This window comes from Planococcus sp. S3-L1 (assembly GCF_030063085.1).
In the GTDB taxonomy this organism is placed as follows: Bacteria; Bacillota; Bacilli; order Bacillales_A; family Planococcaceae; genus Planococcus; species Planococcus kocurii.
Map to the genome: position 1 here is coordinate 17,077 of NZ_JASISN010000027.1, position 26,512 is coordinate 43,588.

Annotated in this window: 26 protein-coding genes; 7 read left to right on the forward strand and 19 right to left on the reverse strand. The window is 39.8% G+C overall.

Annotated elements, in window-relative coordinates; genetic code table 11:
* Positions 1-2: 2 nt before the first annotated feature.
* The 4 genes from QMF37_RS16720 to rpsF all read right to left on the reverse strand — a co-directional run bounded on the left by QMF37_RS16720 (position 3) and on the right by rpsF (position 2,264).
* Positions 3-962 (reverse strand): YybS family protein, encoded by a 960-nt coding sequence (locus QMF37_RS16720; protein ID WP_071152947.1) that lies wholly within the window; start codon positions 960-962, stop codon positions 3-5.
* Between the two features lie 204 nt (positions 963-1,166).
* A complete protein-coding gene (gene rpsR, locus QMF37_RS16725; RefSeq protein ID WP_006830564.1) occupies positions 1,167-1,403 on the reverse strand; it encodes a 30S ribosomal protein S18 in 237 nt (78 codons plus the stop codon).
* A 49-nt stretch (positions 1,404-1,452) separates the two neighbouring features.
* Positions 1,453-1,926 (reverse strand): single-stranded DNA-binding protein, encoded by a 474-nt coding sequence (gene ssb, locus QMF37_RS16730; RefSeq protein WP_008497641.1) that lies wholly within the window; start codon positions 1,924-1,926, stop codon positions 1,453-1,455.
* A gap of 50 nt (positions 1,927-1,976) precedes the next feature.
* On the reverse strand, positions 1,977-2,264 hold the full coding sequence (gene rpsF / locus QMF37_RS16735) for a 30S ribosomal protein S6 (RefSeq protein ID WP_058383866.1): 288 nt from the start codon (positions 2,262-2,264) through the stop codon (positions 1,977-1,979).
* Between the two features lie 179 nt (positions 2,265-2,443).
* Here rpsF and QMF37_RS16740 point away from each other — a divergent pair, with 179 nt between their 5' ends.
* Positions 2,444-3,001 (forward strand): DUF3267 domain-containing protein, encoded by a 558-nt coding sequence (locus QMF37_RS16740; protein WP_071152948.1) that lies wholly within the window; start codon positions 2,444-2,446, stop codon positions 2,999-3,001.
* Between the two features lie 17 nt (positions 3,002-3,018).
* Here the strand turns inward: QMF37_RS16740 and QMF37_RS16745 are convergent, their stop codons facing one another.
* From QMF37_RS16745 to rpmH, 15 genes are all read right to left on the reverse strand, one after another.
* Positions 3,019-3,399: a gamma-glutamylcyclotransferase family protein gene (locus tag QMF37_RS16745; RefSeq protein WP_058383864.1), complete on the reverse strand. Its 381-nt coding sequence runs from the start codon at positions 3,397-3,399 to the stop codon at positions 3,019-3,021.
* Positions 3,400-3,871: 472 nt separating this feature from the next.
* Positions 3,872-4,972, reverse strand: coding sequence for a redox-regulated ATPase YchF (ychF, locus tag QMF37_RS16750; RefSeq protein ID WP_058386809.1), 1,101 nt, complete (start codon positions 4,970-4,972; stop codon positions 3,872-3,874).
* An 88-nt stretch (positions 4,973-5,060) separates the two neighbouring features.
* Entirely contained in the window at positions 5,061-5,261 is a 201-nt protein-coding gene (locus QMF37_RS16755) for a DUF951 domain-containing protein (RefSeq protein WP_058383863.1), read from the reverse strand.
* A gap of 15 nt (positions 5,262-5,276) precedes the next feature.
* The gene (locus QMF37_RS16760) at positions 5,277-6,167 is read right to left on the reverse strand and encodes a mechanosensitive ion channel family protein (RefSeq protein WP_078080805.1); all 891 of its coding nucleotides are present in this window, start codon (positions 6,165-6,167) and stop codon (positions 5,277-5,279) included.
* A gap of 18 nt (positions 6,168-6,185) precedes the next feature.
* Positions 6,186-6,899 (reverse strand): DUF554 domain-containing protein, encoded by a 714-nt coding sequence (locus QMF37_RS16765; RefSeq protein WP_058383862.1) that lies wholly within the window; start codon positions 6,897-6,899, stop codon positions 6,186-6,188.
* 128 nt (positions 6,900-7,027) lie between these two features.
* Positions 7,028-7,861 carry a ParB/RepB/Spo0J family partition protein gene (locus QMF37_RS16770; protein ID WP_283478937.1) on the reverse strand — a complete coding sequence of 278 codons (834 nt, stop codon included), beginning with the start codon at positions 7,859-7,861 and terminating at the stop codon, positions 7,028-7,030.
* A complete protein-coding gene (locus tag QMF37_RS16775; protein WP_058383860.1) occupies positions 7,854-8,615 on the reverse strand; it encodes a ParA family protein in 762 nt (253 codons plus the stop codon). Before QMF37_RS16775 ends, QMF37_RS16770 begins: the two co-directional genes overlap by 8 nt.
* A gap of 219 nt (positions 8,616-8,834) precedes the next feature.
* Positions 8,835-9,701 carry a nucleoid occlusion protein gene (noc, locus tag QMF37_RS16780; protein WP_071152950.1) on the reverse strand — a complete coding sequence of 289 codons (867 nt, stop codon included), beginning with the start codon at positions 9,699-9,701 and terminating at the stop codon, positions 8,835-8,837.
* A gap of 79 nt (positions 9,702-9,780) precedes the next feature.
* Complete coding sequence (rsmG, locus tag QMF37_RS16785; protein ID WP_071152951.1) at positions 9,781-10,494, reverse strand: 16S rRNA (guanine(527)-N(7))-methyltransferase RsmG; 714 nt, start codon at positions 10,492-10,494, stop codon at positions 9,781-9,783.
* Between the two features lie 87 nt (positions 10,495-10,581).
* Positions 10,582-12,477 (reverse strand): tRNA uridine-5-carboxymethylaminomethyl(34) synthesis enzyme MnmG, encoded by a 1,896-nt coding sequence (mnmG, locus tag QMF37_RS16790; protein ID WP_071152952.1) that lies wholly within the window; start codon positions 12,475-12,477, stop codon positions 10,582-10,584.
* 22 nt (positions 12,478-12,499) lie between these two features.
* Positions 12,500-13,885: a tRNA uridine-5-carboxymethylaminomethyl(34) synthesis GTPase MnmE gene (gene mnmE / locus QMF37_RS16795; RefSeq protein WP_058383856.1), complete on the reverse strand. Its 1,386-nt coding sequence runs from the start codon at positions 13,883-13,885 to the stop codon at positions 12,500-12,502.
* Positions 13,886-14,197: 312 nt separating this feature from the next.
* Entirely contained in the window at positions 14,198-14,926 is a 729-nt protein-coding gene (gene jag / locus QMF37_RS16800; RefSeq protein ID WP_283478939.1) for an RNA-binding cell elongation regulator Jag/EloR, read from the reverse strand.
* Positions 14,923-15,702, reverse strand: a complete 780-nt coding sequence (yidC, locus tag QMF37_RS16805) for a membrane protein insertase YidC (RefSeq protein WP_058383854.1) — start codon at positions 15,700-15,702, stop codon at positions 14,923-14,925. Before yidC ends, jag begins: the two co-directional genes overlap by 4 nt.
* A 60-nt stretch (positions 15,703-15,762) precedes the next feature.
* Positions 15,763-16,104 (reverse strand): ribonuclease P protein component, encoded by a 342-nt coding sequence (rnpA, locus tag QMF37_RS16810; protein ID WP_058383853.1) that lies wholly within the window; start codon positions 16,102-16,104, stop codon positions 15,763-15,765.
* Positions 16,105-16,185: 81 nt separating this feature from the next.
* Positions 16,186-16,323: a 50S ribosomal protein L34 gene (gene rpmH / locus QMF37_RS16815; protein WP_038705267.1), complete on the reverse strand. Its 138-nt coding sequence runs from the start codon at positions 16,321-16,323 to the stop codon at positions 16,186-16,188.
* 491 nt (positions 16,324-16,814) lie between these two features.
* On the opposite strand from rpmH, the gene dnaA reads away from it, so the two are divergent.
* The 6 genes from dnaA (at position 16,815) to gyrA (ending at position 25,615) form a co-directional block, all read left to right on the forward strand.
* A complete protein-coding gene (gene dnaA, locus QMF37_RS16820; RefSeq protein ID WP_071152954.1) occupies positions 16,815-18,158 on the forward strand; it encodes a chromosomal replication initiator protein DnaA in 1,344 nt (447 codons plus the stop codon).
* Positions 18,159-18,330: 172 nt separating this feature from the next.
* Positions 18,331-19,467 (forward strand): DNA polymerase III subunit beta, encoded by a 1,137-nt coding sequence (gene dnaN, locus QMF37_RS16825; protein ID WP_058383851.1) that lies wholly within the window; start codon positions 18,331-18,333, stop codon positions 19,465-19,467.
* A gap of 106 nt (positions 19,468-19,573) precedes the next feature.
* Positions 19,574-19,813, forward strand: a complete 240-nt coding sequence (yaaA, locus tag QMF37_RS16830; protein WP_071152955.1) for a S4 domain-containing protein YaaA — start codon at positions 19,574-19,576, stop codon at positions 19,811-19,813.
* Complete coding sequence (recF, locus tag QMF37_RS16835; RefSeq protein WP_071152956.1) at positions 19,803-20,915, forward strand: DNA replication/repair protein RecF; 1,113 nt, start codon at positions 19,803-19,805, stop codon at positions 20,913-20,915. The genes yaaA and recF overlap by 11 nt, the downstream gene beginning before the upstream one ends.
* Before the next feature lie 158 nt (positions 20,916-21,073).
* Positions 21,074-23,002 carry a DNA topoisomerase (ATP-hydrolyzing) subunit B gene (gyrB, locus tag QMF37_RS16840; RefSeq protein ID WP_071152957.1) on the forward strand — a complete coding sequence of 643 codons (1,929 nt, stop codon included), beginning with the start codon at positions 21,074-21,076 and terminating at the stop codon, positions 23,000-23,002.
* Between the two features lie 30 nt (positions 23,003-23,032).
* Positions 23,033-25,615 (forward strand): DNA gyrase subunit A, encoded by a 2,583-nt coding sequence (gene gyrA, locus QMF37_RS16845; RefSeq protein ID WP_058383847.1) that lies wholly within the window; start codon positions 23,033-23,035, stop codon positions 25,613-25,615.
* Positions 25,616-26,512 lie beyond the last annotated feature (897 nt).

Sequence of the window (26,512 nt, forward strand, 5' to 3'; positions counted from 1 at the left end):
CCTTATTTTCCTTTAAACTCGTGCGCTCGCTTGACCCACCCACGGATATCAAATCCAAGGTCTACGATTCCGACAATACTCGTGAATGACTGCAATGGAAATGCCAACAATGTCACCAGTACGGTTACCCATTTCGGCCAATTTTCCTGATGGATGTAAAAATGATAAAAAGAGACACCTTGCAGGAATAATAGGAATTGGAGCAGCACGGATGCATTAATGAAAACCATATATGCCATTGTTCCGGGTTCAAAGTCCGATAATAATGACACCAGCAACACGATTAAATAATACCATAAAACAGATTTTGGTAATCGCATATTTCGAAAAGGTGGAAACTTAGGAGCTGTAATGCCAACACGTTTTAATATAGGCAACACAATTAATAGCAACACCCATACCGACATGAAAACACCCAATACCAATAACACAGGCACTAAAGTTTCGAACGACTGCTGCAATTGAACAACCAGTTCGTTGTATTCTTTTATCGAAGCTTCGGAAGCTCCTAAACTTTTCATCATTGAACCTGTCTGCTCATAAGATTCATCGAACATCACCATAAATTCTTCTAATACATTGATACCAAATAGTACAATCGAAGCCACATATTGAATCATCAATGATGCTAAAAGAACGATACTGGCACCCATGAACATGAATAATTTACTTTTCTTATAATAAATTGAAAGACCAATTGCTAAGCCGAGTGGCACATGAATTAACGCTAGTGGTACTGATAAAAGACCACCAATGATAAACGATAGCACCAGACAGACCGACGCAAAAAGAGCAGAAGCTTTCCACGGATACTTCGCGCTGTACCAAGCGACGGGCAATGCGAGAATTAACGTACTGACTATACTCAAAACGGGCACATATACCGAGATTGCTAGCAAGACTGTAAACACTGCTGCCATCATTGCCCCATTTGTAAGTTGTCGTGTTTGTTGATTTTGCATATGACTGTTTTTCCCCTTCTTTCGGGTAGATTTCATCCTTGTAATTGTACCATGATTCAAGAACCTGAACAAAACGAGCAGTACCATAGAAAGCCATAGCTACTTTGAATCCGATGAAGACACTAAAACACTCTTCTACGACTAATGCTGTCTATTTCAGCACACAAAAAAAAGACCGGTTTCCCGGTCTTTTCAGAATCATAATTATCTTTCTTCCGCAACAAACGGTAGAAGTGCCATGATACGTGAGCGTTTAATAGCGATTGTCAACTTACGTTGCCATTTAGCGCTAGTGCCTGTAACACGACGTGGCAAGATTTTCCCTCTTTCAGAAATGAATTTCTTCAAAAGATCAGTATCTTTATAGTCAATGTGCGTGATGTTGTTGGAAGTAAAGTAACAAACCTTTTTCCGTTTTTTTCCTCCGCGACGTGGTGCCATATCGAATTACCTCCTTTACTTAATAGTTAATCGTCAGTTCCAGTCCATCTTAGAACGGTAAATCGTCATCCGATACTTCGATCGGACCGCTACCGCTTGAGAATGGATCTTCATCTACACGAGTATGGTTTTGCTGACTTGGGCTCGGTGATTGGTTCTGTTGATAGGAAGGCTGCTGCCCTTGTGAACGATCCGTATTAGCGCTTTTCGGTTCAAGGAATTGAACACTGTCCGCTACTACTTCTGTTGTATAGACGCGTTTCCCGTCTTGTCCCTCGTAGCTACCAGTCTGGATGCGGCCTTCAACACCAGCCAAGCTTCCTTTTTTCAGGAAGTTCGCTGTATTTTCAGCTTGTTTGCGCCAAACAGTACAATTAATGAAATCCGTTTCGCGTTCACCTTGAGCGTTGGAGAAAGTCCGATTTACAGCAAGTGTAAAACGAGCAACTGCCGCGCCGCTTGGTGTGTAACGAAGGTCTGGATCTTTTGTCAGTCTTCCGACTAAAACAACTCGGTTAATCATCAGAATTCAACCTCCTTCAAGTCAAAAAAATTTCAGTGCCAGTATCCTGTTTACGCGTCTTTGCGTACAGCGATATGACGAATAATGTCTTCGTTAATGTTCGCAAGACGTGTGTATTCGTTGATAGCTTCAGAACCAGAATTGATTTTAACGATCTGGTAGAAACCTTCACGCAAATCGTTGATTTCATAAGCTAAACGACGTTTACCCCACTCTTTCGACTCGATGATTTCAGCGCCGTTAGAAGTAAGGATGTCGTTAAAACGCTCAACTAGAGCTTTTTTCGCTTCCTCTTCAATTGCAGGCTGAATGATATACATTAATTCATATTCTCTCATCGTGTTGTCACCTCCTCATGGACTTGGGCCCTGCTGTATCCAGCGGGCAAGGAGCAAGCAATTCATAAATATTACTCACATCACAGTATTGTATCATAATAACCAAGCTCCCGCAAGCATGTTTTTCACTTTCAAATCAGCTATACTTTTCTGCATAGACTGTTAAAGGATGTGAAACGATGTCCCCTAGCCATATTATCGAATTGAAAATGGACGAGATCGCGCCAAAAGCACTTGGGTTCAATGTAATCTTGTTGTTTGCATTTGCAGCTGCTTATCATTTCTTCAATGAATCTTTATCGTTTCGTTTTTCATTGACTGCCATTTTGTTATTTCTACTCGGCTATGTGGTTTTAATTGTCGTGCATGAGCTTTTTCATTTGATTGGTTTTGTACTGTTTGGAAAAGTTCCAATTTCTTCGTTGAATTATGGTGTCAATTTGAAACTGGGTATTGCTTACGCTACTACGACTAAACCCGTTCAAAACCATGCCATGAAGAAAGCATTACTGTTTCCTTTTTGGACGACTGCTTTTCTTCCTACGGTGATAGGATTTTTGTTTGATAGCCAGGTTCTCGTTTTATTAGGCGCTATGCTTACTGCAGGAGCTTTTGGCGACTTTATCATGTATCGTGAATTGCGCAAAGAAAAAAGCGCGGCATGGGTCGTTGATGACCCTTCACTGCCGCGCCTCCATATTTACAATCAGTATCCAAAAAACGACAGCACCGATTAATCGGTGCTTTTCTTTTCTTATCTAACCAGATGAGTAACTTCCCATTTCCCAGTCAAAATTTGTTTTTTTACTAACTTTTCGTCTTTTGCTATATAAACAATTGTTTCGAAAGATTTGTTGCCCGCCTCTACTTCAATCGTTACCTTATCGTATAAATCTGTTTCAGGATTTCCAGAATAATCCTCAAGATAGTCTAAAGCTGGCCATAAAACGTCCGGGATGTCGTAAATCTCCCCTTCAATTTGACCAGCACCCGATAACACCATTGCCGGATAACCCATTCCCGTGTCGTACAAAGTTCCTTTTGTTACCGCTTGTTCCTCCACCAATTCAGCTTCTTCCAAATAACAATGATACTTCCCGCCGCGCTTAAGCGTTCCGTATGCAAATAACAACATTTCCTATTCCTCCATACAAAAACCGGATGCGGCAAGGCACCCGGTTGCTTTTTTAGTTTTGTCGTGCTTTGAAACTACATGCTTCGGTAGATAATGATCATTTCAGCTTTTGGACTTATCTAGCTGTGGTGGCCAGATTCTCGGGTCATAAGTCAATCCAGCTACGTGGCAAAAAGCGCCACTTTGCTGATTCGCCTTATGCCTGTCGAATCTTAACGGCCATCCTCGCTTTTAGTCTTATCCAGCTCCGGTAGCCAGATTCTCGGGTCATAAGTCAACCCAGCTACGTGGCAAAAAGCGCCACTTTGCTGATTCGCCTTATGCCTGTCGAATCTTAACGGCCATCCTCGCTTTTAGTCTTATCCAGCTGCAACGACCTGCTCCTCGGGGCAGCCACTCTGGCTGTGCGGCAAAGAACGCCGCTTCGCCAGATCGTCTTACGCCTGTCGGAGCATAACGGTCGTTTCCGCTTTTAGACGTTAAATCTAAATAGCATGACGTCGCCGTCTTTGACGATGTATTCTTTGCCTTCTTGACGTACTTTCCCTGCTTCTTTTGCTGCTGCCATTGATCCGATTTCGACCAAGTCATCATAGGCAACTGTTTCGGCACGGATAAATCCGCGTTCGAAGTCAGAGTGAATAACGCCGGCACATTGTGGAGCTTTCATGCCTTTTTTGAATGTCCATGCACGCACTTCTTGAACGCCCGCGGTAAAATAAGTTGCTAATCCGAGCAAGCTGTATGAAGCTTTGACCAATTGGTCCAACCCAGACTCTTTAATGCCCAACTCTTCAAGGAACATTTCTTTTTCCTCGTCTTCAAGTTCAGCCATTTCTTCTTCGATTTTCGCACAAATAACGATGACGTCTGCATTGTCTTTTGCAGCAAAATCACGAACTTGTTGAACGTATTCGTTACTGTCAGCATCTGCAATTTCATCTTCTGAAACGTTTGCCACATAAAGCATCGGTTTGATTGTCAATAAATTCAAACCTTTTGCAATTAACAGCTCATCATCCGTAAATTCGATTGAACGTGCCAATTGGCCATTTTCAAAAGCTTCACGTAATTTCATCAGGACTGGCTCTTCTGCAACAGCGTCTTTGTCTTTTTGTTTTACTAACTTCGCTGCGCGGGCAATGCGTTTTTCGATGCTTTCCATATCTGCCAAGATCAATTCCAAGTTAATCACTTCAATATCAGAAATCGGGTCTACTTTTCCGGTTACGTGCGTGATGTTATCATCAGCAAAACAACGTACCACTTGGCAAATTGCATCTACTTCACGGATATGAGACAAGAATTTATTTCCTAATCCCTCACCTTTACTAGCACCTTCTACAATTCCTGCAATATCAGTAAATTCAAAAGCCGTGGGTACAGTTTTTTTCGGATCTACTAATTCCGTCAATTTGTTAAGACGCTCATCTGGAACTTCAACAATCCCAACGTTTGGATCTATTGTACAGAACGGGTAGTTTGCCGCTTCGGCACCCGCTTTAGTTATTGCATTAAATAATGTGGATTTCCCCACGTTTGGTAATCCTACAATCCCTGCAGTTAATGCCATAGGATGCACAACCTTTCCTCTATATAAAACGAATTATTTTTTACACAACCATTTCATTATAAGAACGAAACCTGGAATTGTCCATTTTTCATTCTGTTTCGGACTTAATTAGAATCTTTTTCATCTTTTTATTAAACTCCATACGCGGCAACATGACGCTATGTTGACACCCCTCACACTTAATGCGAACATCCGCTCCCATGCGAATAATTTTCCAGGCATTGGCTCCACAAGGATGGCCTTTTTTCATTTCAACTATATCGTTCAGCCCAAACTCCTTCATTTCCATGAGTCTGCCTCCCTTTTACGTTTTAGCATTTCTTGCTGTGGTCACTTCTTCTGGAGATCGCTGCATCATTACCATACGCGGATAAGGAATTTCAACTCCACGTTGGTCCAAAAAGTCCTTCAAATCGCGACGCATTCCTCTCGCGACAGCAAAATGCTGCATTGGTAAAGTTTCTGCTGTAATTCGCATAACAATTTCAGTTGTCGTTAAATTTTGAACACCTAATAGCTCCGCTGGCTTAATAATCTGTTCATAACGATCTTGCAAACCATTCAAAAATTCCATTATGAGCTTTTCAACGCGCGTAATATCCGATTCATAAGAAATGTTGACATCAACCACTGCGATAGAATTGTGAATTGAGAAGTTTACAACGTCCGTTATGTTGCCATTCGGGAAGATAAACAGTTCACCTGTCCATGCTTTTACTTTGGTCGTACGTAACCCGATTTCTTCCACGGTTCCTTCGGCAGCACCGATTCGAACATAATCACCTACAGAAAATTGATCTTCAAAAATAATAAAGAAACCGGTAATCACATCTCGTACTAAGTTCTGAGCACCAAATCCGACTGCTAAACCTAACACACCAGCACCTGCAATCAAACCGGTAATATCAATCGTGAAAGTTGACAAAATGGAAACTGCCGCTATGAAATACACGACATACGCCACGACGTTTGATAATAATTTTGATAAAGTTTGCTGTCTTCGCTCGTTATAAAGTAGCGGACCTTTAATACGTACAGAAAAAGTTTTTCGAATCAATACACGTAATACTTTCACCAGTACAACCGCAGCTACAGTAATCAACACGACTTTTAATAAAACAATGATTAGACCTATCCACATTGCTTCGTCCGCGAGAACATTAAAAATTCGTTGTATCATTTTCTCAACGCTCACTCTTTCACCTTCCCACACTTACATCAAATTAAATTTATAAATAATTGTAACGACCACTCCAACAACAACTATACCTGGCAATAAATTCGCTACTCTAATTTTTGTTACACCCATCATATTCAGACCAATTGCAACGATCATTACTCCACCTGTTGCACTCATTTCCAATATGAACATATCGAGTGCTACATCAGGAATTGCTAAGCTAATTTGAGTTGCAAACAAGGCGATTAATCCTTGATAAACAAATACTGGAATCGCTGCAAGCATAACACCAAAGCCAAGTGTAGAAGCTAAAACGATGGAAGTAAATCCATCAATTATTCCTTTTGAAATTAATACGCCATGCTCATTACTCAAGCCACTTTCCATTGCTCCGATGATTCCCATTGCTCCAATTACAAATATTAAAGTAGCTGTTACAAATCCTTGAGCAAGGCTGCCATTACTTTCTTTAGCTCCAAGCATGCGTTCAATCCAATGACCAAAATCGTTCAATTTACCTTCTAAGTTTGCCCATTCTCCAATAACTGCGCCCAACACTAAACTAATAATAACAATTATAAAGTTTTGACTTCCCAATCCCATTTGTAGACCAAGCACAATTACTGCTAAGCCAATAACATACATGACCGTCTCTTTCATGTTGTCAGAAATATTGCGAAGAGCTCTTCCAAGAATGGTTCCCACTACAATTAAAACAGCGTTTATTAACGTCCCTAAGAGAACCACTACATTTCTCCTCCTCTACAAGTTTCCTCGTCTACTGCAAGACAATCTTCTCCCTCTTTTCAACGTTCGATTTGGTTTCTCACTTATCAAAAACAGAACCTATTCCCTTTCTAAGGAATAGGCACTTGTCAGCTTAACAATTCCAAAATTCGCTCCAGGTCATCTTCAGAGAAAAATTCAATTTCTATTTTTCCTTTATTCTTAATTTTTTTAATCTGGACTTTTGTGCCAAAACGATCTCTTAGTTCAGATTGTTTTTCTTCTATAAAAATATCTCTCTTTTTTTCAATTGTTTCACGTGGAACATCTTCATTTAAACGCTGCACCAAATTCTCTAGCTGACGAACGTTCAAGTTTTCTTTAACCACTTTTGTGGCTGTTTCTAAAATGATTTTTTTGTTTCTCAAGCCAAGAAGTGTACGCCCATGCCCCATTGACAATTCCTTGTCAGAGATAAGTTTACGTACCGTATCAGGCAACGCTAAAAGCCGAATATGATTGGCAATATGCGGACGACTTTTACCTAAGCGAAAAGCAAGTTGTTCTTGCGTTAAGTTTAATGCTTCCATTAGTTTCTGGTAAGCTTCTGCTTCTTCAATTGGCGTTAAATCTTCTCGTTGAAGGTTTTCCAATATAGCAAGTTCCATCATTTGTTGGTCCGTCAACTCTTTAACAATCGCCGGAACTTTTTTCAACTTAATCAATTTTGCTGCCCGGAAACGACGTTCACCAACAACCAGTTCATATTTTTCTCCCACTCTTCTTACAACAATCGGCTGCAAAATTCCATGTTCTTTAATAGATTCTGCCAACTCTTCCAAAGCTGCTTGATCGAAAATTTTTCGTGGTTGATACGGATTTGCTTGAATTTCACTCGTATGAAGTTGATTTACTTTGTCTGCATCATTGCTTGCCTCTCCTGGAAACAACGCATTGATGCCTTTCCCTAAACCTTTAGCCATTATCAATCACTTCCTTCGCCAATTCTAAATACACTTCTGCGCCTCTGGATTTTGGATCATAGATAATAATTGGCTCTCCATGGCTCGGTGCTTCACTCAATCTTACGTTTCTAGGAATAATTGTTTTATAAACTTTATCTTGGAAGTATTTTTTCACTTCATCAATTACTTGCATCCCTAGGTTTGTTCGTGCATCGTACATGGTCAATAAGACACCATCAATCATTAAATCGTGATTTAAATGTTTTTGCACTAAGCGAATTGTGCTCAATAATTGGCTCAACCCTTCTAATGCATAGTATTCACACTGTACCGGAATAATAATTGCATCCGATGCTGTTAAAGAGTTTAAAGTTAGTAATCCCAATGAAGGTGGACAATCAATGATTATGTAATCGTACATATCTTTGACTTCTTCCAGTGCATTTTTCAAGCGAGCTTCTCTTGAAATGGTAGAAACTAATTCAATTTCAGCTCCAGCAAGAGAAATTGTCGCCGGAACTACATGTAGATTCTCCACTTTTGTTTCCATTATTGTGCTTTTCACATCTATATCGTCAATTAACACTTCGTAAATGCATTTATCCACGTCGCCTTTGTTGACTCCTACCCCACTGGTCGCATTTCCTTGAGGATCTACATCTATTAAAAGAACTTTTTTGCCCAAATATGCAAGGCAGGCACTTAAATTTACTGAAGACGTTGTTTTTCCTACGCCGCCCTTTTGATTGGCGATCGCAATAGTTCTACCCACACTTGCACCAACTTTCTCTATTACTTTCTTTATTTTACTGCGGAATCTTTGTTTTAGCTATTTTATTACTTATAAAGCACAGCATTTTCAAGGAATAATTATAGACAAAAATCATAACTTTGACTTATACTAGCTTCCATTTTTCTATTGTATCAAAATTTTTCAACAATACGACGATGGAGCCATTAAAAAAACTCTTTCCATACAGGAAAGAGCTTCTCATGATTTTTTTTTCGGAATTTTTACTGTGATTTGATAATATTCTTCGTATTCTTCTTCTTCTGTTGTTAAATCAATGCCGCTTTTAGTAACCATACTCAGTGATTCTTTAATCGTGTTCATTGCAATTCGCATATCTCTGCTAATTGCTTTTCTTCGGGCCTTTGGTTTTTTTGGCTCATTTGAAAGCAACTTACTTACTTTTATCTCTAATTGCTTTACATTTAAACTTTCTTCAATCGTTTCATCAAATAGCTTTTTTTGCTGCTCTGCGTCTTTTACCTGTAACAATGCTCTGGCATGTCGTTCTGTTAGTAATCGCTTTAACAATGCCGCTTGAATTTCTTCAGGCAACTTTAGTAACCGTAGCTTGTTGGCAACTGTCGACTGCCCTTTACCTAGACGCTGCGCCAAAGCTTCCTGCGTAATTTCTTGTATATCAAGTAAATTACGATAAGCATGTGCCTCTTCTATCGAGGTAAGCTCTTCACGCTGAAGATTTTCAATCAAAGCTATAGACGCAGTTTCTTTGTCACTCAAATTCCGGATGATGGCTGGCACTTCTGTCCATTCGAGTGATTTCATTGCACGAAAACGACGTTCTCCTGCAATGATTTCATACTCTCCTTCAACTTCAGACTTCCTAACTACGATTGGTTGAATCACTCCATGAACATGAATTGTCCGTGCAAGTTCTTCAATTTTTTCTTGATCAAAAATTGTTCTTGGCTGAAATTTATTTGCATGTATTTTGTCGAGCGGTAATTTGAGTACTTCTTCTGAAGACTTGTGTTCTACCGCTTCTTTTTTTGCTGTCTCATTTACTTTATCGCCGCCTCCGAAGAAACGTGAAAAAGGACTTTTCACCTTCAAGCACCACCTTTTACAAGCTCACTTAGCTGTTAAATCTTGATCACTGTTATTTTTAAATGTTTCACGTGGAACATTAAGAGATAGGTGATTTGTTTGGAATTCCAGCTTTTCGCGGATATTTCTTTGGTGTGTCTTTGAACTTTTTAAAGACTTGAATGTACCGTTCGCTTTCCTCTATAGGCAACAAGAAAGAGTGAACAGCTTCTAGTTTTACGCCAAGTTTCTGCAATGCTTTTTCCGCATCTTCCAATTCATCTGCCGCTGAAGCAGCTTTCATTGCTGCAAAAACTCCGCCCTTTTTAACTAAAGGCACACATAACTCGGCTAACACTGACAAACGAGCTACAGCACGAGCCGTTACGACATCGTATTTTTCACGGTGGATAGACTGTCCGAAATCTTCTGCTCTTGAATGAATAAATTGTACTTTGGTCAATTCAAGCTCTTTACTTAAATGCTCTAAAAACTGAATTCGTTTATTTAAAGAATCAACGATTGTAATTTCGATATGTGGAAAACAAATTTTTAATGGGATACTGGGAAATCCGGCTCCGGCACCCACGTCACAAATTTTCATTGATTTTGTGAAATCTAAATAAAATGCTGCTGTAATCGAATCGTAAAAATGCTTTAAATAGACAGCGGGTTGTTCGGTTATGGCTGTAAGATTCATTTTTTCGTTCCATTCGACCAATTCCTTATGATAAATACGAAATTGCTCTAGTTGTTGTTCAGTCAAGAAGATTCCTTTTTCACTGAGAGCATCTTTAAACTGTTGTTCGTTCAAACTGACTTCCCCCTTCTTGCAAGTTTTTTATGTAAAAAAGAAATGAGCTGGTGTGAGCCAGCCCATTCTGTTGTCTAGCTTATGGCTTTACTGTGATACTGAGATTTTCGCAATCTTTCCTTGTTCAATATACACCAATAAGATGGATATGTCAGCCGGATTAACACCTGAGATGCGCGTAGCTTGTGCGATAGATAGCGGACGAACTTCTGCAAGTTTACCTCGAGCTTCAGTCGCAATTCCGGAAATCGCATGATAATCAATATTATCAGGAATTTTTTTGTTCTCCATTTTTTTAAGTTTATCAACTTGTTGCAACGACTTCTCGATATAGCCTTCATATTTAATATGGATTTCGACTTGTTCTTTTACTTCAGCTTCCAATTCTATCGTCGAAGCTGTCAGTTGTGAAATCATGTCATAAGTCATTTCCGGACGCTTCAATAAATCCGCTCCCCGAATACCGTCTTTCAATTCACTGCCGCCTGCGTCACGAATCACTTGCTGAGTCGTTTCGTTTGGCTTTATCATAATGCCTCTCAAGCGCTTAATTTCTTCTTCAATACGCTCTTTTTTCGCAAGGAATTTCACATAGCGCTCTTCTTTAACCATGCCGATTGCATAAGCCAGTTCCGTTAAACGCATATCTGCATTGTCATGACGAAGCAATAAGCGATATTCTGCACGAGATGTTAACAAACGATAAGGTTCGTTTGTCCCCTTTGTTACCAAATCATCAATTAAGACACCGATATACGCGTCAGAACGACTCAAAATAACTTCTTCTTTGCCGAGCACTTTCGCTGCTGCATTGATTCCCGCCATTAGTCCTTGACCAGCTGCTTCTTCGTAGCCAGACGTTCCGTTAATTTGACCTGCAGTGTAAAGATTTTCAATTTGTTTTGACTCTAATGTTGGCCATAATTGCGTCGGAACGATGGCATCATACTCGATAGCATAACCTGCACGCATCATTTCAGCCTTCTCAAGCCCTGGAATCGATTCTAACAGCTTCCGTTGGACATGTTCAGGCAAACTTGTTGAAAGACCTTGTACGTAAACCTCGCGCGTATTACGACCTTCAGGTTCTAAAAAGATCTGGTGACGTGGTTTGTCATTAAAACGAACGACTTTGTCTTCAATTGAAGGACAATAACGCGGACCCGTTCCTTTGATCATTCCAGAATACATCGGTGATAGGTGTAAATTATCATCAATTACTTGATGCGTTTGCTCATTTGTATAAGTTAACCAGCATGGCAGTTGATCCGTGATATATTCTGTCGTTTCATAACTGAAAGCGCGAGGTACATCGTCTCCAGGTTGAATTTCAGTTTTGCTGTAATCAATGCTGTTACTGTTAACGCGCGGAGGTGTTCCCGTTTTAAAGCGGACTGTTTCAAATCCAAGTTTTTCTAGATTTTCTGCCAATTTAATGGAAGGTTGCTGATTATTTGGCCCACTTGAGTAACGCAAATCGCCAATGATAATTTCACCACGCAGAAATGTTCCAGTCGTGATAACGACTGATTTGGCGCGATAAATGCCTCCTACTTGTGTGATCAACCCTTGAATTTTACCGTCTTCAACAATTAGTTCCTCAGCTATCCCTTGATGCAAGGTTAAATTTGGGGCTTCTTCCATCAGACGCTTCATTTCCTGCTGGTAGAGCACTTTATCAGCTTGTGCGCGTAGTGCGCGTACAGCTGGTCCTTTAGCGGTATTCAACATTCTCATTTGAATGTGTGTTTTATCGATCACGCGTCCCATGGCTCCGCCAAGTGCATCAATTTCACGTACAACAATACCTTTCGCTGGCCCACCAATTGATGGGTTACAAGGCATAAATGCGATCATATCCAAATTCATCGTTAAAACAAGCGTTTTAGCGCCCATTCGTGCAGAGGCAAGAGCAGCTTCCGCTCCTGCATGTCCTGCTCCTACAACGATGACATCGAACGTACCTGCTTCATATTGTGGCATGTTCGTTCATTCCCTTCGAGTTTTATTTCCCTAGACAGAACTGAGAAAATAATTGGTTAAGGAGGCCATCATCTGCGGTGTCTCCAATAATTTCCCCAAGAATTTCCCATGTTCGAGTAACGTCAATTTGAATCATGTCTACGGGAACTTCCATTTCAGCGGCCTCTATAGCGTCTGAAATGGTTTTGTGCGCCTGATGTAGCAATGCAATGTGGCGCACATTGGACACATAAGTCATGTCCCCGGCCTCTATTTCTCCCTGGAAAAATAGAGCAGCTATCGCTTCTTCAAGTTGGTCGATGCCTTCTTCTTCGATTAACGAAGTCGTTACAAGCAATTTATCGCCTGCAAGCTTCTGTACTTGACCTAAATCTATTTTCTGCGGCAAATCGGTTTTGTTAATAACAACGATATAGTCCATGTCTTTAACTGTTTCAAACAACAACTCATCTTCTGGAGTCAGCGTTTCTGCGTAATTCAGCACGTAAAGAATCAAATCTGCTTCCTTTAGTACTTTTCTTGAGCGCTCAACACCAATCCGTTCGACAATATCTTCCGTTTCGCGAATCCCAGCTGTATCAACTAAACGCAATGGAACACCACGGACATTTACGTATTCCTCTATTATATCACGGGTTGTTCCCGCTATTTCGGTGACAATGGCTTTATTCTCTTGAACAAGGCTATTTAATAGCGAAGATTTCCCAACATTGGGGCGCCCCAAAATAACAGTTGAAAGTCCTTCTCTCAAGATTTTTCCTTGTGATGAGGTCTGCAATAGTTTATCAATTTCCGAACGGACCCACTTCGATTTTTCTAGCATAATTGGACGTGTCATTTCTTCTACGTCGTCATATTCTGGATAATCGATATTGACTTCCATTTGAGCAATCGATTCAAGTAAAGCTTGGCGCAATGTGCCAATTAGTTTTGATAACTTGCCTTCCATTTGGTTAAGTGCAACATCCATGGCACGATCCGTTTTTGCACGAATCAAGTCCATCACTGCTTCTGCTTGAGATAAATCGATTCGGCCATTTAAAAATGCTCGTTTCGTAAACTCACCTGGTTCGGCAAGTCTTGCTCCTGCACGTAGTACCAATTCAAGCACACGATTGACCGACACAATTCCGCCGTGGCAGTTAATTTCTACAACATCTTCACGGGTAAAGGTTTTTGGTGCTTTCATGAGCGATACCATGACTTCTTCCGCTACTTCTCCTGTTGTTGGATCTTCAAGGTGTCCGTAATGGATTGTATGCGTTACTTGGGAAGCTAGCGCTCTTTTGCTTGGAGCCCGAAACAGCTTGTCCGCAATTGCAACAGCTTCAGGACCACTCAAGCGGACAATTGCGATTGCTCCCTCTCCACTCGGTGTCGATATGGCAGCGATTGTATCGAATTCCATGGTGTTTCCTCCTCTTAAGAAAAGCGACAGCGGCCGTTTTGCAGACCGATATAGCTTGACAGTTGAAAAACAGCATCGCTCGCTCTGTGGATAAAAACAGAACAGCTAGGCAGCTTAATGATCAAAATATATATTCACAGCTTTATTTTCGCTTAAAAAAAGTTGCCCACATGTGGACAACCAGTAAATGAACGTGGCTTTCTAACATATTACATTAGCATAAACCACTCCAAATCAAAAGACACAGAGCTCCATTTTGATAAATTTCGTCAATTTGGCATAAAAAAGCCCACCAAATTGGCGGGCTTTTTGTTATTTATGAGGTTCGATGACTAGGTAGCGGTTTGGATCTTTGCCTTCCGAATGCGTATCGATGTCTAAACGTCTTGATAATGTCTGATGGATGACTTTTCGTTCAGAGGATGGCATTGGTTCAAACTGAACACGCCCACCGGTCCGAATTGCCTTGTCTGCCATTCGATCTGCTAATTGTTCTAGCGTCTCTTGGCGACGTTCACGATAATTCTCAGCATCTAGTTGAATCATCATAAATTGATTTGAATATTTATTCGCAACCAATTGAGCTAGTTGCTGAAGGGAATTTAAGGTTTGTCCTCGTTTGCCGATCAGCATCGCTACTTTTTCACTTTCAAGATAAAAGCTGACTTTTTTGCCAAGCTGTTCATGTGTAATCGATAAATCTTCAATTTTCATGCCTTTAGCAATCGATTGAATATAGTTTTTTGTTTCTTCAATGGCTTGTTCGTTAGAGAGCGCAGGAACTTCTTCTTTTTCAAGCAATTCTCCAGGTATTTCAAAAATTTCAGTCGTTTGTTCGAGTGTGTCACTATTTTCAGGAGCAGCTGTTTTTTCAATTACGGTAACTTCAACTTCTGCTTTTTTAGCACCAAAACTGAAAAATCCTTTCTTTTCTTGCTGAATGATCTGGATTGTAACTTCTTCACGTGGAACTTGGAGTTTTTCTAATGCTTCAGATATCGCGTTTTCAACAGTTAAACCCGTTTGCGTAATCTGTTTCACTTTTTAGCCCCTCCTGCTTTCGTTTTAACAGGCTGTTGTGTCTCTTTTTTCTCCCATGGACGATAAATAACCAAGTTTTGAATAAGGGAAATAACATTCCCAATTACCCAGTACAATGTCAATGCAGATGGCAACACGATACCAAATCCGATAATCATTACCGGCATGAAATACATCATAATTTTCATTTGAGGATTATCCATTGCTGGTCCAGTACGCAATACGACAAATTGCATCAATCCAGCAATTACCGCTAAAATAATACTCGGTTCTGCTAATGGAAAAATAAGGAATGATCCTAAATCGATTTCAGGCGTATTATTCATACGACTAATTGCGTGATAAAAACCGATCAGTACCGGCATTTGAATCAAAACAGGCAAACAACCCGCCATTGGATTGACGCCTCTTTCTTGGAACAAAGCCATCATTTCTTTTTGATATTTCTGTTGTGTGACAGCATCTTTTGACTTGTATTTTTCTTTTAATTTAACAAGTTCAGGCTGTACTTCTTGCATACGTTTCGAACTCTTTGTCTGTTTGATCATTAATGGCAGCATGACCAATCGAATGATGATCGTAACAGCAATAATCCCGAAGCCGTAAGTTCCTAGTAAACCTTTAAAGAATTTAATAGTTGATACCAGTGGCCAGACAATAAATTCATTCCAAAATCCTTCACTTTGATCACTAATCGGCTGATCGAACTCTGTACAACCCGAAAGCAGCAAGGCTACCGCGATCAATGAAATAAGCAGAACTAATTTCTTATTCACCCTTCTTCCCCCAAACTAATTTCAATTACTTCTATAATAACATCTATTCTGACTAGTCTTCTACTTCTTCGGCAATGTACGAGCAATCTTCAATACATGTTCGAGACTTTTCTTGCTTTCATGAAAATCCAATGTGGCCGCCTGTGGTCGGGCGATGATAATGTAGTCTGCATTCGGCAATAGTTCGTCTTTCAATTCCAAGAAAGTTTGCCGGATATAACGTTTCACCCGGTTACGTACTACCGCATTTCCTACTTTTTTACTGACAGATAGTCCTATGCGAAACTCTGGCTGCTCACTCTTTAGCACATAAACAATAAACTGCCGATTCGCAAAGGATTTTCCTTTTTTAAAGATTTGCTGAAATTCTTTATTCTTCTTGATCCGTTGATCCTTGTTCATTCTTTCACCTGCTTATTTTAATACCTTTTCGCCAAAATCAAGCAGAAAAGAAAAAAAAGACCACTGATGCGGTCAGTGGACTTAAGCTGATAATACTTTTCTTCCTTTACGGCGACGAGCTGCGATAATGCGACGTCCGTTCTTCGTGCTCATACGTGCTCTAAAGCCGTGTACTTTGCTATGCTTACGTGTATTTGGTTGGTATGTGCGTAATGTCATATATGACACCTCCTATATTGAGAGTTAACTATTTATCTAAAGACAGTCTCGACTATTATAAAGGCGCAAGGCTATAAATGTCAATGTCTCATTAAAAAACAACTCAAAAACCTCTTCTTCTTTATTGATTAAGTTATACACAATTTCTAACCGTATCTCTTAGCCTCCTGTTTACTATTTTTACGATGAAAATAATTATCCACAAGCCTTATCTACAGTTTTTTAACATACGAACCTCTTGTGGATAGTTTGTATGTGCAGAAAAAAAGTTATGTGGATAACTTAAAGAACTTCTTGTATTGTCTCTTCTTTTTTGGTAACATTAACTTGTTTTCACTTGTTAATAGTTTTTACTCTAAATAAGTTATCCACAAATTGTGGGTAAGGTGTGGACAGTTATTCCCCACCTTGTTTATGAATGTTATCCACAAGCTGTGATTTTGTGTATGATATACTTTAAAATATAGTTTAAATATAAAGGAGAAGAGCTATTGGAACACTTAGACGAACTTTGGTCGAGTGTCTTAGCCCAAGTTGAAACTAAAATCTCCAAACCAAGTTTTGAAACGTGGTTAAAATCAACAAAACTTTTATCCTACCAGGATGATACAGTCACCATTTCAGCGCCCAATTCTTTTGCACGTGATTGGTTGGAAAACCATTATGTACACTTGATCACCGGAATTTTATCAGATTCCACTGGCGATGATATGATGATTAAGTTTGTTGTGCCCAAAGATCAGGATATGGATGATTTTCAACTCCCTGCGCCTCGCGTTAAACCGGGTCATGACCAGCAGCAAGAGTTTTTGCCTGGCATGCTGAATCCTAAATATACTTTCGATACGTTTGTAATTGGTTCAGGCAACCGCTTTGCGCATGCCGCCTCTTTGGCCGTGGCCGAAGCACCCGCAAAAGCTTATAACCCGCTGTTTATCTATGGGGGAGTTGGACTTGGTAAGACACATTTAATGCATGCTATTGGACATTACGTCCTCGAACACAATCCGAATGCGAAAGTGGTTTATTTGTCTTCGGAAAAATTTACAAACGAATTTATTAACTCAATACGTGACAATAAAACGGGCGAGTTCCGCGATAAATACAGAGGTGTCGACATTCTTTTAATTGACGATATTCAGTTTTTAGCGGGGAAAGAACAAACACAGGAAGAGTTTTTCCATACGTTTAACACGCTGCACGAAGAGTCCAAGCAAATAATTATCTCAAGTGACCGACCGCCAAAAGAGATTCCTACACTAGAAGATCGATTGCGTTCTCGTTTTGAATGGGGATTGATTACAGACATTACACCACCTGATTTGGAAACCCGTATCGCTATTTTGCGCAAAAAAGCAAAAGCGGATGGACTGGATATTCCAAATGACGTCATGACGTATATTGCGAATTCTATAGATTCGAATATTCGTGAGCTTGAAGGAGCATTAATCCGCGTTGTGGCTTACTCTTCTTTGATTAATCGCGATATGAGCGCTGAGCTCGCTGCTGAAGCTTTAAAAGATATCATGCCAAACTCAAAGCCAAAAGTTATTACAATTTTAGACATTCAACATGCTGTTGGTGATCAATTCAACGTTAAATTAGAAGATTTTAAAACAAAACGTCGCACAAAAGATATCGCATATCCGCGTCAAGTTGCGATGTATTTGTCACGTGAGATGACTGATTTCTCTTTGCCTAAAATTGGAGAAGAATTTGGTGGACGTGATCATACAACCGTTATTCACGCTCACGATAAAATTTCAAAAATGTTAAAAGACAATCAGCAACTTCAACAAGATATTAAGGACATCAAAAGCGCATTGGGCAAGTAAATACCTTGTGGATAACCCGATAAATTAGCAAGCAGTTTATGCACAGTTTATCTACATGTGGATAAACTGCTTTTGTTGACTTTTTAAGGCTTATCCACATATTCACAGCCCCTACTACTACTATTACTTTAAAAGCCTTTAAATAAAATATATATATAAGCGAGGTTCGAGAATGAAATTCGAGATAAAACGTGAACGACTAGTTGAAGGATTAAACGATGTAATGAAAGCAGTAAGTTCAAAAACAACGATTCCGATCTTAACAGGAATTAAAATGGATGTATCTTCAGAAGGAATGAGATTAACTGGTAGTGACTCTGATATCACGATCCAAACATTTATTCCAGCAGAAGAAGATGGAGAGCAAATCATTCAGGTAACTGAAGGAGGAAGCATTGTTCTTCAAGCGAAGGTTTTCGGAGAAATCATTCGTAAATTGCCAACTAACGAAGTTGAAATTGAAATCACAGGAAATTTCCAAACGCATATTCGTTCAGGAAAATCTGAATTTCATTTAATCGGCTTGGACGCAATGGATTATCCACAATTACCAGACATTCAAGACGATCGTTTGTTTACAATTCCAGCCGATTTACTAAAAACAATCAACCGTGAAACAGTCTTTGCTGTATCTAGTTCAGAAACACGACCTGTACTCACAGGTGTTCATTGGGAAGTAAAAGATGGCGAACTTATTTGTGTGGCAACCGACAGCCATCGTCTGGCACGTCGAAAAACAAAGTTAGAAACACTACCAGAAGGGGAGTATAGCGTTGTTATCCCCGGAAAAAGTTTGACTGAATTAAATAAAATTCTTGATGACACTTCTGAAGCAGTAGAAATCGTCATGACAAATCAACAAGTTTTATTTAAATCAAAACACATTCTTTTCTTCTCTCGTCTATTAGAAGGAAATTATCCTGACACAACTCGCTTAATCCCAGCAGAATACAAAACGACTGTAACTGTTAACGGACGTTCCCTTTTACAAGCAATCGATCGTGCGTCTTTGTTAGCAAGAGAAGAACGCAATAATGTCGTGCGTTTCTCTGCGAAAGCAGGAAATGAAGTAGAAGTTTCTTCTAATTCACCAGAAGTAGGTAAAGTAGAAGAACAGCTACAAGCACAAAGCATCGAAGGAGAAGAATTAAAAATCTCTTTCAGCGCGAAATTTATGATGGATGCGCTAAAAGCAATTGATGGACAAGATGTTATTATTCAGTTTACTGGGGCAATGCGTCCTTTCATTTTAAAATCAGCTTTAGATGATTCGATTTTGCAGCTAATTCTTCCTGTCCGAACATATTAAAATTAAATCACACCCTCAGGATAGCCATATAGGCTATCCTTTTTACTTTTTAGCTAAAATAGGGTAAAATAGAGGGATAGACTATGAATCGAAGGATGAGTGCATTTTGAGAGAAATCGGGATTGAGACTGAATATATAACATTGGGACAATTATTAAAAATGACGGATACAATAAGTTCAGGTGGAATGGCTAAATGGTTTTTAGGGGAACACGAAGTTTTTGTAAACGGTGAAGCTGAAAGCCGTAGAGGACGTAAATTACGTCCGAATGACCTTATCAATATTCCAGGGTTTGGAGAATTTCGTATCGTGACTGCTGAAGGCATGAGCTTCGATGCGGATTGACCGCCTCGAGCTTGTCAATTATCGAAACTACGAATCACTAGAACTAAATTTTTCTCCAGAGATTAACGTCTTTATAGGAGAAAATGCACAAGGCAAAACGAATATCATGGAATCACTTTACGTTTTATCCATGGCTAAATCGCATCGCACATCAAATGACAAGGAATTGATACGCTGGGAAGCCGAATATGGTAAAATTAAAGCTGATGTTTACCGTAAATATGGTAAACTGCCCCTCGAAATCACCTTGTCAAAAAAAGGTAAGAAAGCAAAAGTCAATCATTTAGAACAACGTAGACTGAGTGATTATATTGGCCAATTAAATGTTGTTATGTTTGCTCCAGAAGACTTACACCTTGTAAAAGGAAGTCCACAAGTACGCAGGCGTTTCATTGACATGGAAATCGGACAAATTTCTCCAGTTTATTTGCATGATTTAGTAACTTACCAAAAACTCCTCAAACAAAGAAATCATATATTGAAACAGCATTACGGAAAACAAACGATTAATGACGTAATGTTCGATGTCTATACAGAACAATTCATAGAAGCGGCTGTCAAAATCATTCGTAAGCGATATCAGTTCATGGAGCTTTTGCAAAAATGGGCTGAACCAATCCATCACGGTATTTCCCGTGGATTGGAACAACTTCAAATCCGCTATCAACCGATCAGCGGTTTAAAGCCTGAATGGACGCCGGAAGAAATGGCGTCTTTTTTAGAGCAGAAACTGATAGAAGTGCGAAAACGAGAAATTGAACGGGGAGTGACGCTTGTCGGTCCTCACCGTGACGAACTTCAATTTTTTGTTAATGGCTACGATGTTCAAACTTACGGTTCGCAGGGGCAACAGCGCACTACCGCTTTATCGTTAAAACTCGCTGAAATCGAACTGATTAAACAGGAAGTTGGAGAAGCGCCTGTGTTATTACTTGATGATGTGCTCTCTGAATTGGATGATTACAGACAATCTCACTTACTGAATACAATTAAAGGGTCTGTTCAAACTTTTGTTACGACGACAAGTGTTGAAGGAATCCAACACGAAACCATCCAAAGTGCACGTCTTTTCGAAGTTTCTAATGGAAAAGTTAAAGAATAATGCTATTGGTATTTTTACAGCTGAAAATTATAGGTTTTTAGGTACTTACACCTGTGAATGTCTAAATTATTATGAAATATTGTCCTTATCGTCCACAGGTTATGTTGATAAATGGAATTCGGGATTATGAAATGCGTAAGAAAGAGCAGGTGAATGGAATGGCTATGGAAGAAAAAGGTTTGCAAGAATCATATGAAGCGAGTCAAATTCAGGTATTAGAAGGATTAGAAGCTGTTCGTAAAAGACCAGGTATGTATATCGGTTCTACAGGTTCAAGAGGTCTACACCATTTAGTTTGGGAGATCGTAGATAATAGTATTGATGAGGCACTAGCGGGTCATTGTACCGAAATTAAAGTTTCCATTGAACCCGATAATTGGATTCGCGTAGAAGATAACGGGCGTGGAATTCCTGTTGGTATGCAGAAAAAAATGGGACGTCCAGCAGTAGAAGTTATTATGACTGTTTTGCACGCAGGAGGTAAATTTGGCGGCGGAGGTTACAAAGTATCTGGTGGTCTTCACGGCGTAGGTGCTTCTGTAGTAAATGCTTTGTCAGAAACGACAGAAGTATTCGTTAATCGCGATGAAAAAAGACACTATATTAAATTTGAACGTGGTGCGGTAAAAGAAGAACTAAAAGTAATTGGAGATTCAGAACACACAGGCACGACAATCCGTTTTAAAGCGGATCCAGAAATTTTTACAGAAACGACTGTATATGAATTCGATCTTCTAGATCATCGCTTACGTGAACTAGCTTATTTGAATCGTGGCTTAAGAATTGTCATGAAAGATGAGCGCGAAGGCGAAGAAAAAGAGAAAGTTTATCATTTTGAAGGCGGCATTAAGTCGTATGTCGAACATTTAAACAAATCCAAAGACCCACTCCACGACGAGGCTATTTTTGTTGAGGCTGAAAAAGAAGGCATTACTGTTGAAGTAGCGATGCAATACAATGCTGGCTACGCAGCCAATATTTTCTCTTTTGCTAACAATATCAATACCCATGAAGGCGGAACACACGAATCCGGCTTTAAAACTGCTTTGACACGTGTAGTTAATGACTATGCTCGTAAAAAGAGCATGTTGAAAGAACAAGATCTAAATTTAACCGGAGATGACGTGCGCGAAGGATTGACTGCAATCATTTCCATCAAACACCCAGATCCACAGTTTGAAGGCCAAACAAAAACTAAACTTGGCAATACGGAAGTCAGTACTATCGTTAATAATTTATTTTCTGGCGGGTTTGATCGATTCTTGCTAGAGAATCCTACCGTTGCAAAGAAAATTGTTGAAAAAGGGATTATGGCTTCCCATGCACGTATGGCGGCTAAAAAAGCTCGTGAGTTTACGCGTCGTAAATCAGTTCTTGAAGTATCAAGTCTGCCAGGTAAACTGGCCGATTGTTCATCTCGTGATCCTAAAATTAGTGAAATTTATATCGTTGAGGGTGATTCAGCTGGTGGATCTGCAAAATCAGGCCGAGATCGTCATTTTCAAGCGATTTTGCCATTGCGCGGAAAGATCTTGAACGTTGAGAAAGCTCGTCTTGACCGAATTCTCACGAACGAGGAAATTCGCAATATTATTACAGCACTAGGTACCGGTATCGGTGAAGAGTTTAATCTTGAAAAAGCACGTTATCACAAAGTTGTTATTATGACCGATGCGGATGTTGACGGCGCTCATATTCGTACGCTGTTATTAACTTTCCTTTTCCGTTACATGCGTCCATTGCTTGAAGCTGGTTACATTTACATTGCCCAGCCGCCGTTGTTCCAAATCAAACAAGGCAAGCATGTGGATTATGTTTACTCAGATGAACAATTAAAATTAGCACTTGAAAAATTGTCTCCAACGCCAAAACCGAATATTCAGCGGTATAAAGGATTAGGAGAGATGAATGCGACACAACTGTGGGACACAACAATGGATCCGGATGTGCGGACTTTGCTGCAGGTCACATTAAACGATGCCATGGTAGCAGACGAAACTTTTCATATTTTGATGGGAGACGACGTTGAACCACGCCGTAACTTTATCGAAGAAAATGCGAAATACGTTAGAAACTTAGACGTTTAACAGGTATAGAGTTGAGAGGAGGCTGCGGATATGGCTGAACGGCCGAGCAGTGGTGTTGAAGAAATAAATATAAGTACGGAAATGCGGACTTCATTTTTAGATTATGCGATGAGCGTTATTGTGTCGCGTGCCTTACCTGATGTGCGTGATGGATTAAAGCCTGTCCACCGCCGTATTCTTTATGCAATGCATGATTTGGGAATTACGGCAGATAAAGGGTATAAAAAATCAGCGCGTATCGTTGGGGATGTTATTGGTAAATACCATCCGCACGGTGACTCAGCTGTTTATGAAACCATGGTTCGTATGGCGCAAGATTTTAGTTACCGCTATATGCTTGTAGACGGGCACGGAAACTTCGGGTCTGTCGATGGGGACTCAGCTGCGGCAATGCGTTATACAGAATCCAAAATGTCTAAAATTTCGATGGAATTATTACGCGATTTAAATAAAAACACGGTTGATTACCGCGATAACTATGATGGACAAGAAAAAGAACCAATTGTGTTACCAAGTCGTTTTCCAAATCTTTTAGTAAACGGTACGTCAGGGATTGCGGTTGGTATGGCTACCAATATTCCACCGCACCATTTGGGTGAAACAATCGATGCTGTTTTAGCACTCGCTGATAATCCTGCAATTACAACCGAAGAATTAATGGAGCATATTGAAGGACCTGATTTCCCGACTGGTGGTATTATCCTTGGTCGGAGCGGAATTCGTCGCGCCTATGAAACAGGCAAAGGTTCTGTGTTAATTCGTTCGGTTGTTGATATCGAAACAAAAGCGAATGGCAAAGAAGTTATTATTGTTAACGAAATTCCTTTCCAAGTAAACAAAGCGCGATTGATTGAAAAAATCGCGGAACTTGTCCGTGATAAAAAAATCGATGGAATTACGGATCTCCGAGACGAATCTGACCGTAACGGTATGCGCATCGTGATTGAAGTACGTCGAGATGCTAGCGCCAGTGTTCTCTTGAATAATTTGTACAAACAAACAGCGATGCAAACCAGCTTCGGTCTTAATATGCTAGCACTTGTGGACGGTCACCCAAAAGTTCTTAGCTTAAAAGAAATTCTTTTCCATTACCTTGAGCACCAGAAAGTAATCATTCGTCGTCGTACGCAATTCGAATTGACAAAAGCAGAAGATCGCGCTCATATTCTAGAAGGTTTGCGCATTGCGTTAGATCATATTGATGCGATTATTGCATTGATTCGTGGCTCACAAACAGCAGAACAAGCACGCAACGGCTTAATGACTGATTTCAATTTAACTGAGCGTCAATCTCAAGCGATTTTAGATATGCGTTTGCAACGTTTAACTGGGTTGGAAAGAGATAAAATCGAAGAAGAGTATCAAGCATTGGTGAAACTAATCGAAGAATTGAGAGATATTCTTGCGAATGATTATCGTATTCTTGAAATTATTAAGGAAGAAATGCTTGAAATTAAAGAACGCTTTAGCGATAAGCGTAGAACGGAAATCACAACTGGCGGAGCAGAAATGTTTGAAGATGAAGATTTGATTCCAGTGGAAGCAACAGTGTTGACACTGACTCATAACGGCTATATCAAACGTTTGCCTGCTAACACATACCGCAGCCAAAAACGTGGTGGGCGCGGCGTACAAGGAATGGGCACGAATGAAGATGATTTTGTGGAACATTTACTGTACACGTCAACACACGATACGATTCTGTTCTTTACAAACAAAGGTAAAGTTTATCGTAAAAAAGGGTACCAGATTCCTGAATACGGCAGAACTGCCAAAGGCTTACCTTTAGTCAACCTTCTTGAAATTAGCAAGGAAGAAAAAGTAACAGCTGTTATACGCGTCGATGAATTCAAAGAAGATGCGTTCTTCTTCTTTACAACACGTGAAGGTGTTAGTAAACGGACACCTGTCACGAATTACGCTAATATTCGACAAAACGGCTTGATTGCTATTAGTCTTCGTGAAGAAGATGAGTTAATTTCTGTGAAATTGACAGATGGTACGAAAGAAATAATCATCGGTACTCGAAACGGTGCTTTGATTCGATTCCCAGAAACAGATATCCGCAGCATGGGTCGAACAGCTAGTGGAGTTCGTGGCATTCGTCTTCGTGAAGGCGATGCAGTGGTCGGCATGGAGATTTTGGATCCTAACGACAATGTATTGGTTATCACGGAGAAAGGATACGGGAAACAGACAAAAGAATCTGAGTACCGCGTCCAATCTCGTGGTGGTATGGGCATCAAGACGTGCCAGATTACAGATAAAAATGGACCACTTGTTGCGGTGCGAACTGTTAATGGCACAGAAGACATTATGTTAATCACTGTTAACGGTGTTTTGATCCGTATGGATGTTGAAGATATTTCGACTACAGGTAGAAGTACGCAAGGCGTCCGTTTGATTCGATTGGGCGAAGATGAAATTGTTGCTACTGTAGCTAAAGTTAAAAAAGATATTGAGTTACCTGAAGATCTGGAAGAAATCAATGGAGATGTTGATGAAACCTTGATCGAAGAAAGTGCTGAAGCAGATGTCTATGAAGCAGACGATGTCGTTGCTGATGAAAAGATTGATGTTATAGAAGAAACTCCAGAAGAAGACGAAGGATAAGAAGTAATAAAAAGCTCGCTGATCAAATTCAGCGGGTTTTTTTGTGCGAAGATTTAAGACGTACTACTATTGAAGCTGCCCGAAGTGGCGAGGAAATTTTACAAAGCAACAGACTGCATGAAAGTTTGCTAGATTTTCAACGGATAACGTCCAGTTCATTCTGATTTAGAGAATCTTCCTGGAGCTTGCTAAAGTCGGAGCAGTGAGTGAACCACAACGCTTTCAATATTTTTTGAAAATGTTAACGCTGTTAGTTATGCATTTTAATATTATTGTTTAAGCAGTTTCGAAACAATATCTAAAATTCTATTTGACGAAATAGATGGTAGAAATCTTGTTTTAGCAACTCAAAATAGCATCTCTGATTTTTTGTTTGGATAGAATTTTCAAGCATTGTCCTAACTTAAAGAGAGGATTATTTTTCTAGTGATGCAAGGTGGTGATTCCGGAGGTGTGAAGCTATGTTATATCTGGAAGTGAACCCATTACTAGGGCGTTCTCTTCATATAACAGGGTGTGACTAGTTGGAAGAGCTTTTCATTACCTAAAGAAATAAACCAGATGTATAACAAAACAAAACCTATTACAGCTAGAATACAACAACATGGTAAGCAAAAGTTGCTCTTTTAGATTAGAAAAATTGGGACAAGGATTTCGTTTCAAAGCAGTGTATTTCATAAAGTTAAAGTTTTTTTGCATAAACTGTTGACTCTTATATAACAGCATGGTATATTAGTTGAGTCGCCAATGAGCGCGGCAAATAAAAACACAACAACTTGAACCTTGAAAACTGAACAGCAAAACGTCAACAAATAGCAACGGTCGCGCAAAACGGCCCGCGCAAAACTTACTGATCAGCATTGCGCAGATCAAAGCGAATCGTGCGTCTTCGGACGG

Excerpts from the sequence above, each read along its gene's own strand:
- QMF37_RS16755 (WP_058383863.1), bottom strand. The coding sequence starts at position 5,261 with ATGGAAATGAAGGAGTTTGGGCTGAACGATATAGTTGAAATGAAAAAA.
- recF (WP_071152956.1), top strand. The coding sequence starts at position 19,803 with ATGCGGATTGACCGCCTCGAGCTTGTCAATTATCGAAACTACGAATCA.
- rpsR (WP_006830564.1), bottom strand. The coding sequence starts at position 1,403 with ATGGCACCACGTCGCGGAGGAAAAAAACGGAAAAAGGTTTGTTACTTT.
- QMF37_RS16740 (WP_071152948.1), top strand. The coding sequence starts at position 2,444 with ATGTCCCCTAGCCATATTATCGAATTGAAAATGGACGAGATCGCGCCA.
- gyrA (WP_058383847.1), top strand. The coding sequence starts at position 23,033 with ATGGCTGAACGGCCGAGCAGTGGTGTTGAAGAAATAAATATAAGTACG.
- ssb (WP_008497641.1), bottom strand. The coding sequence starts at position 1,926 with ATGATTAACCGAGTTGTTTTAGTCGGAAGACTGACAAAAGATCCAGAC.
- QMF37_RS16745 (WP_058383864.1), bottom strand. The coding sequence starts at position 3,399 with ATGTTGTTATTTGCATACGGAACGCTTAAGCGCGGCGGGAAGTATCAT.
- QMF37_RS16770 (WP_283478937.1), bottom strand. The coding sequence starts at position 7,861 with ATGGCTAAAGGTTTAGGGAAAGGCATCAATGCGTTGTTTCCAGGAGAG.
- rnpA (WP_058383853.1), bottom strand. The coding sequence starts at position 16,104 with ATGAACAAGGATCAACGGATCAAGAAGAATAAAGAATTTCAGCAAATC.
- QMF37_RS16720 (WP_071152947.1), bottom strand. The coding sequence starts at position 962 with ATGCAAAATCAACAAACACGACAACTTACAAATGGGGCAATGATGGCA.
- mnmG (WP_071152952.1), bottom strand. The coding sequence starts at position 12,477 with ATGCCACAATATGAAGCAGGTACGTTCGATGTCATCGTTGTAGGAGCA.
- gyrB (WP_071152957.1), top strand. The coding sequence starts at position 21,074 with ATGGCTATGGAAGAAAAAGGTTTGCAAGAATCATATGAAGCGAGTCAA.
- mnmE (WP_058383856.1), bottom strand. The coding sequence starts at position 13,885 with ATGGAATTCGATACAATCGCTGCCATATCGACACCGAGTGGAGAGGGA.
- ychF (WP_058386809.1), bottom strand. The coding sequence starts at position 4,972 with ATGGCATTAACTGCAGGGATTGTAGGATTACCAAACGTGGGGAAATCC.
- rpmH (WP_038705267.1), bottom strand. The coding sequence starts at position 16,323 with ATGACATTACGCACATACCAACCAAATACACGTAAGCATAGCAAAGTA.
- dnaN (WP_058383851.1), top strand. The coding sequence starts at position 18,331 with ATGAAATTCGAGATAAAACGTGAACGACTAGTTGAAGGATTAAACGAT.
- rpsF (WP_058383866.1), bottom strand. The coding sequence starts at position 2,264 with ATGAGAGAATATGAATTAATGTATATCATTCAGCCTGCAATTGAAGAG.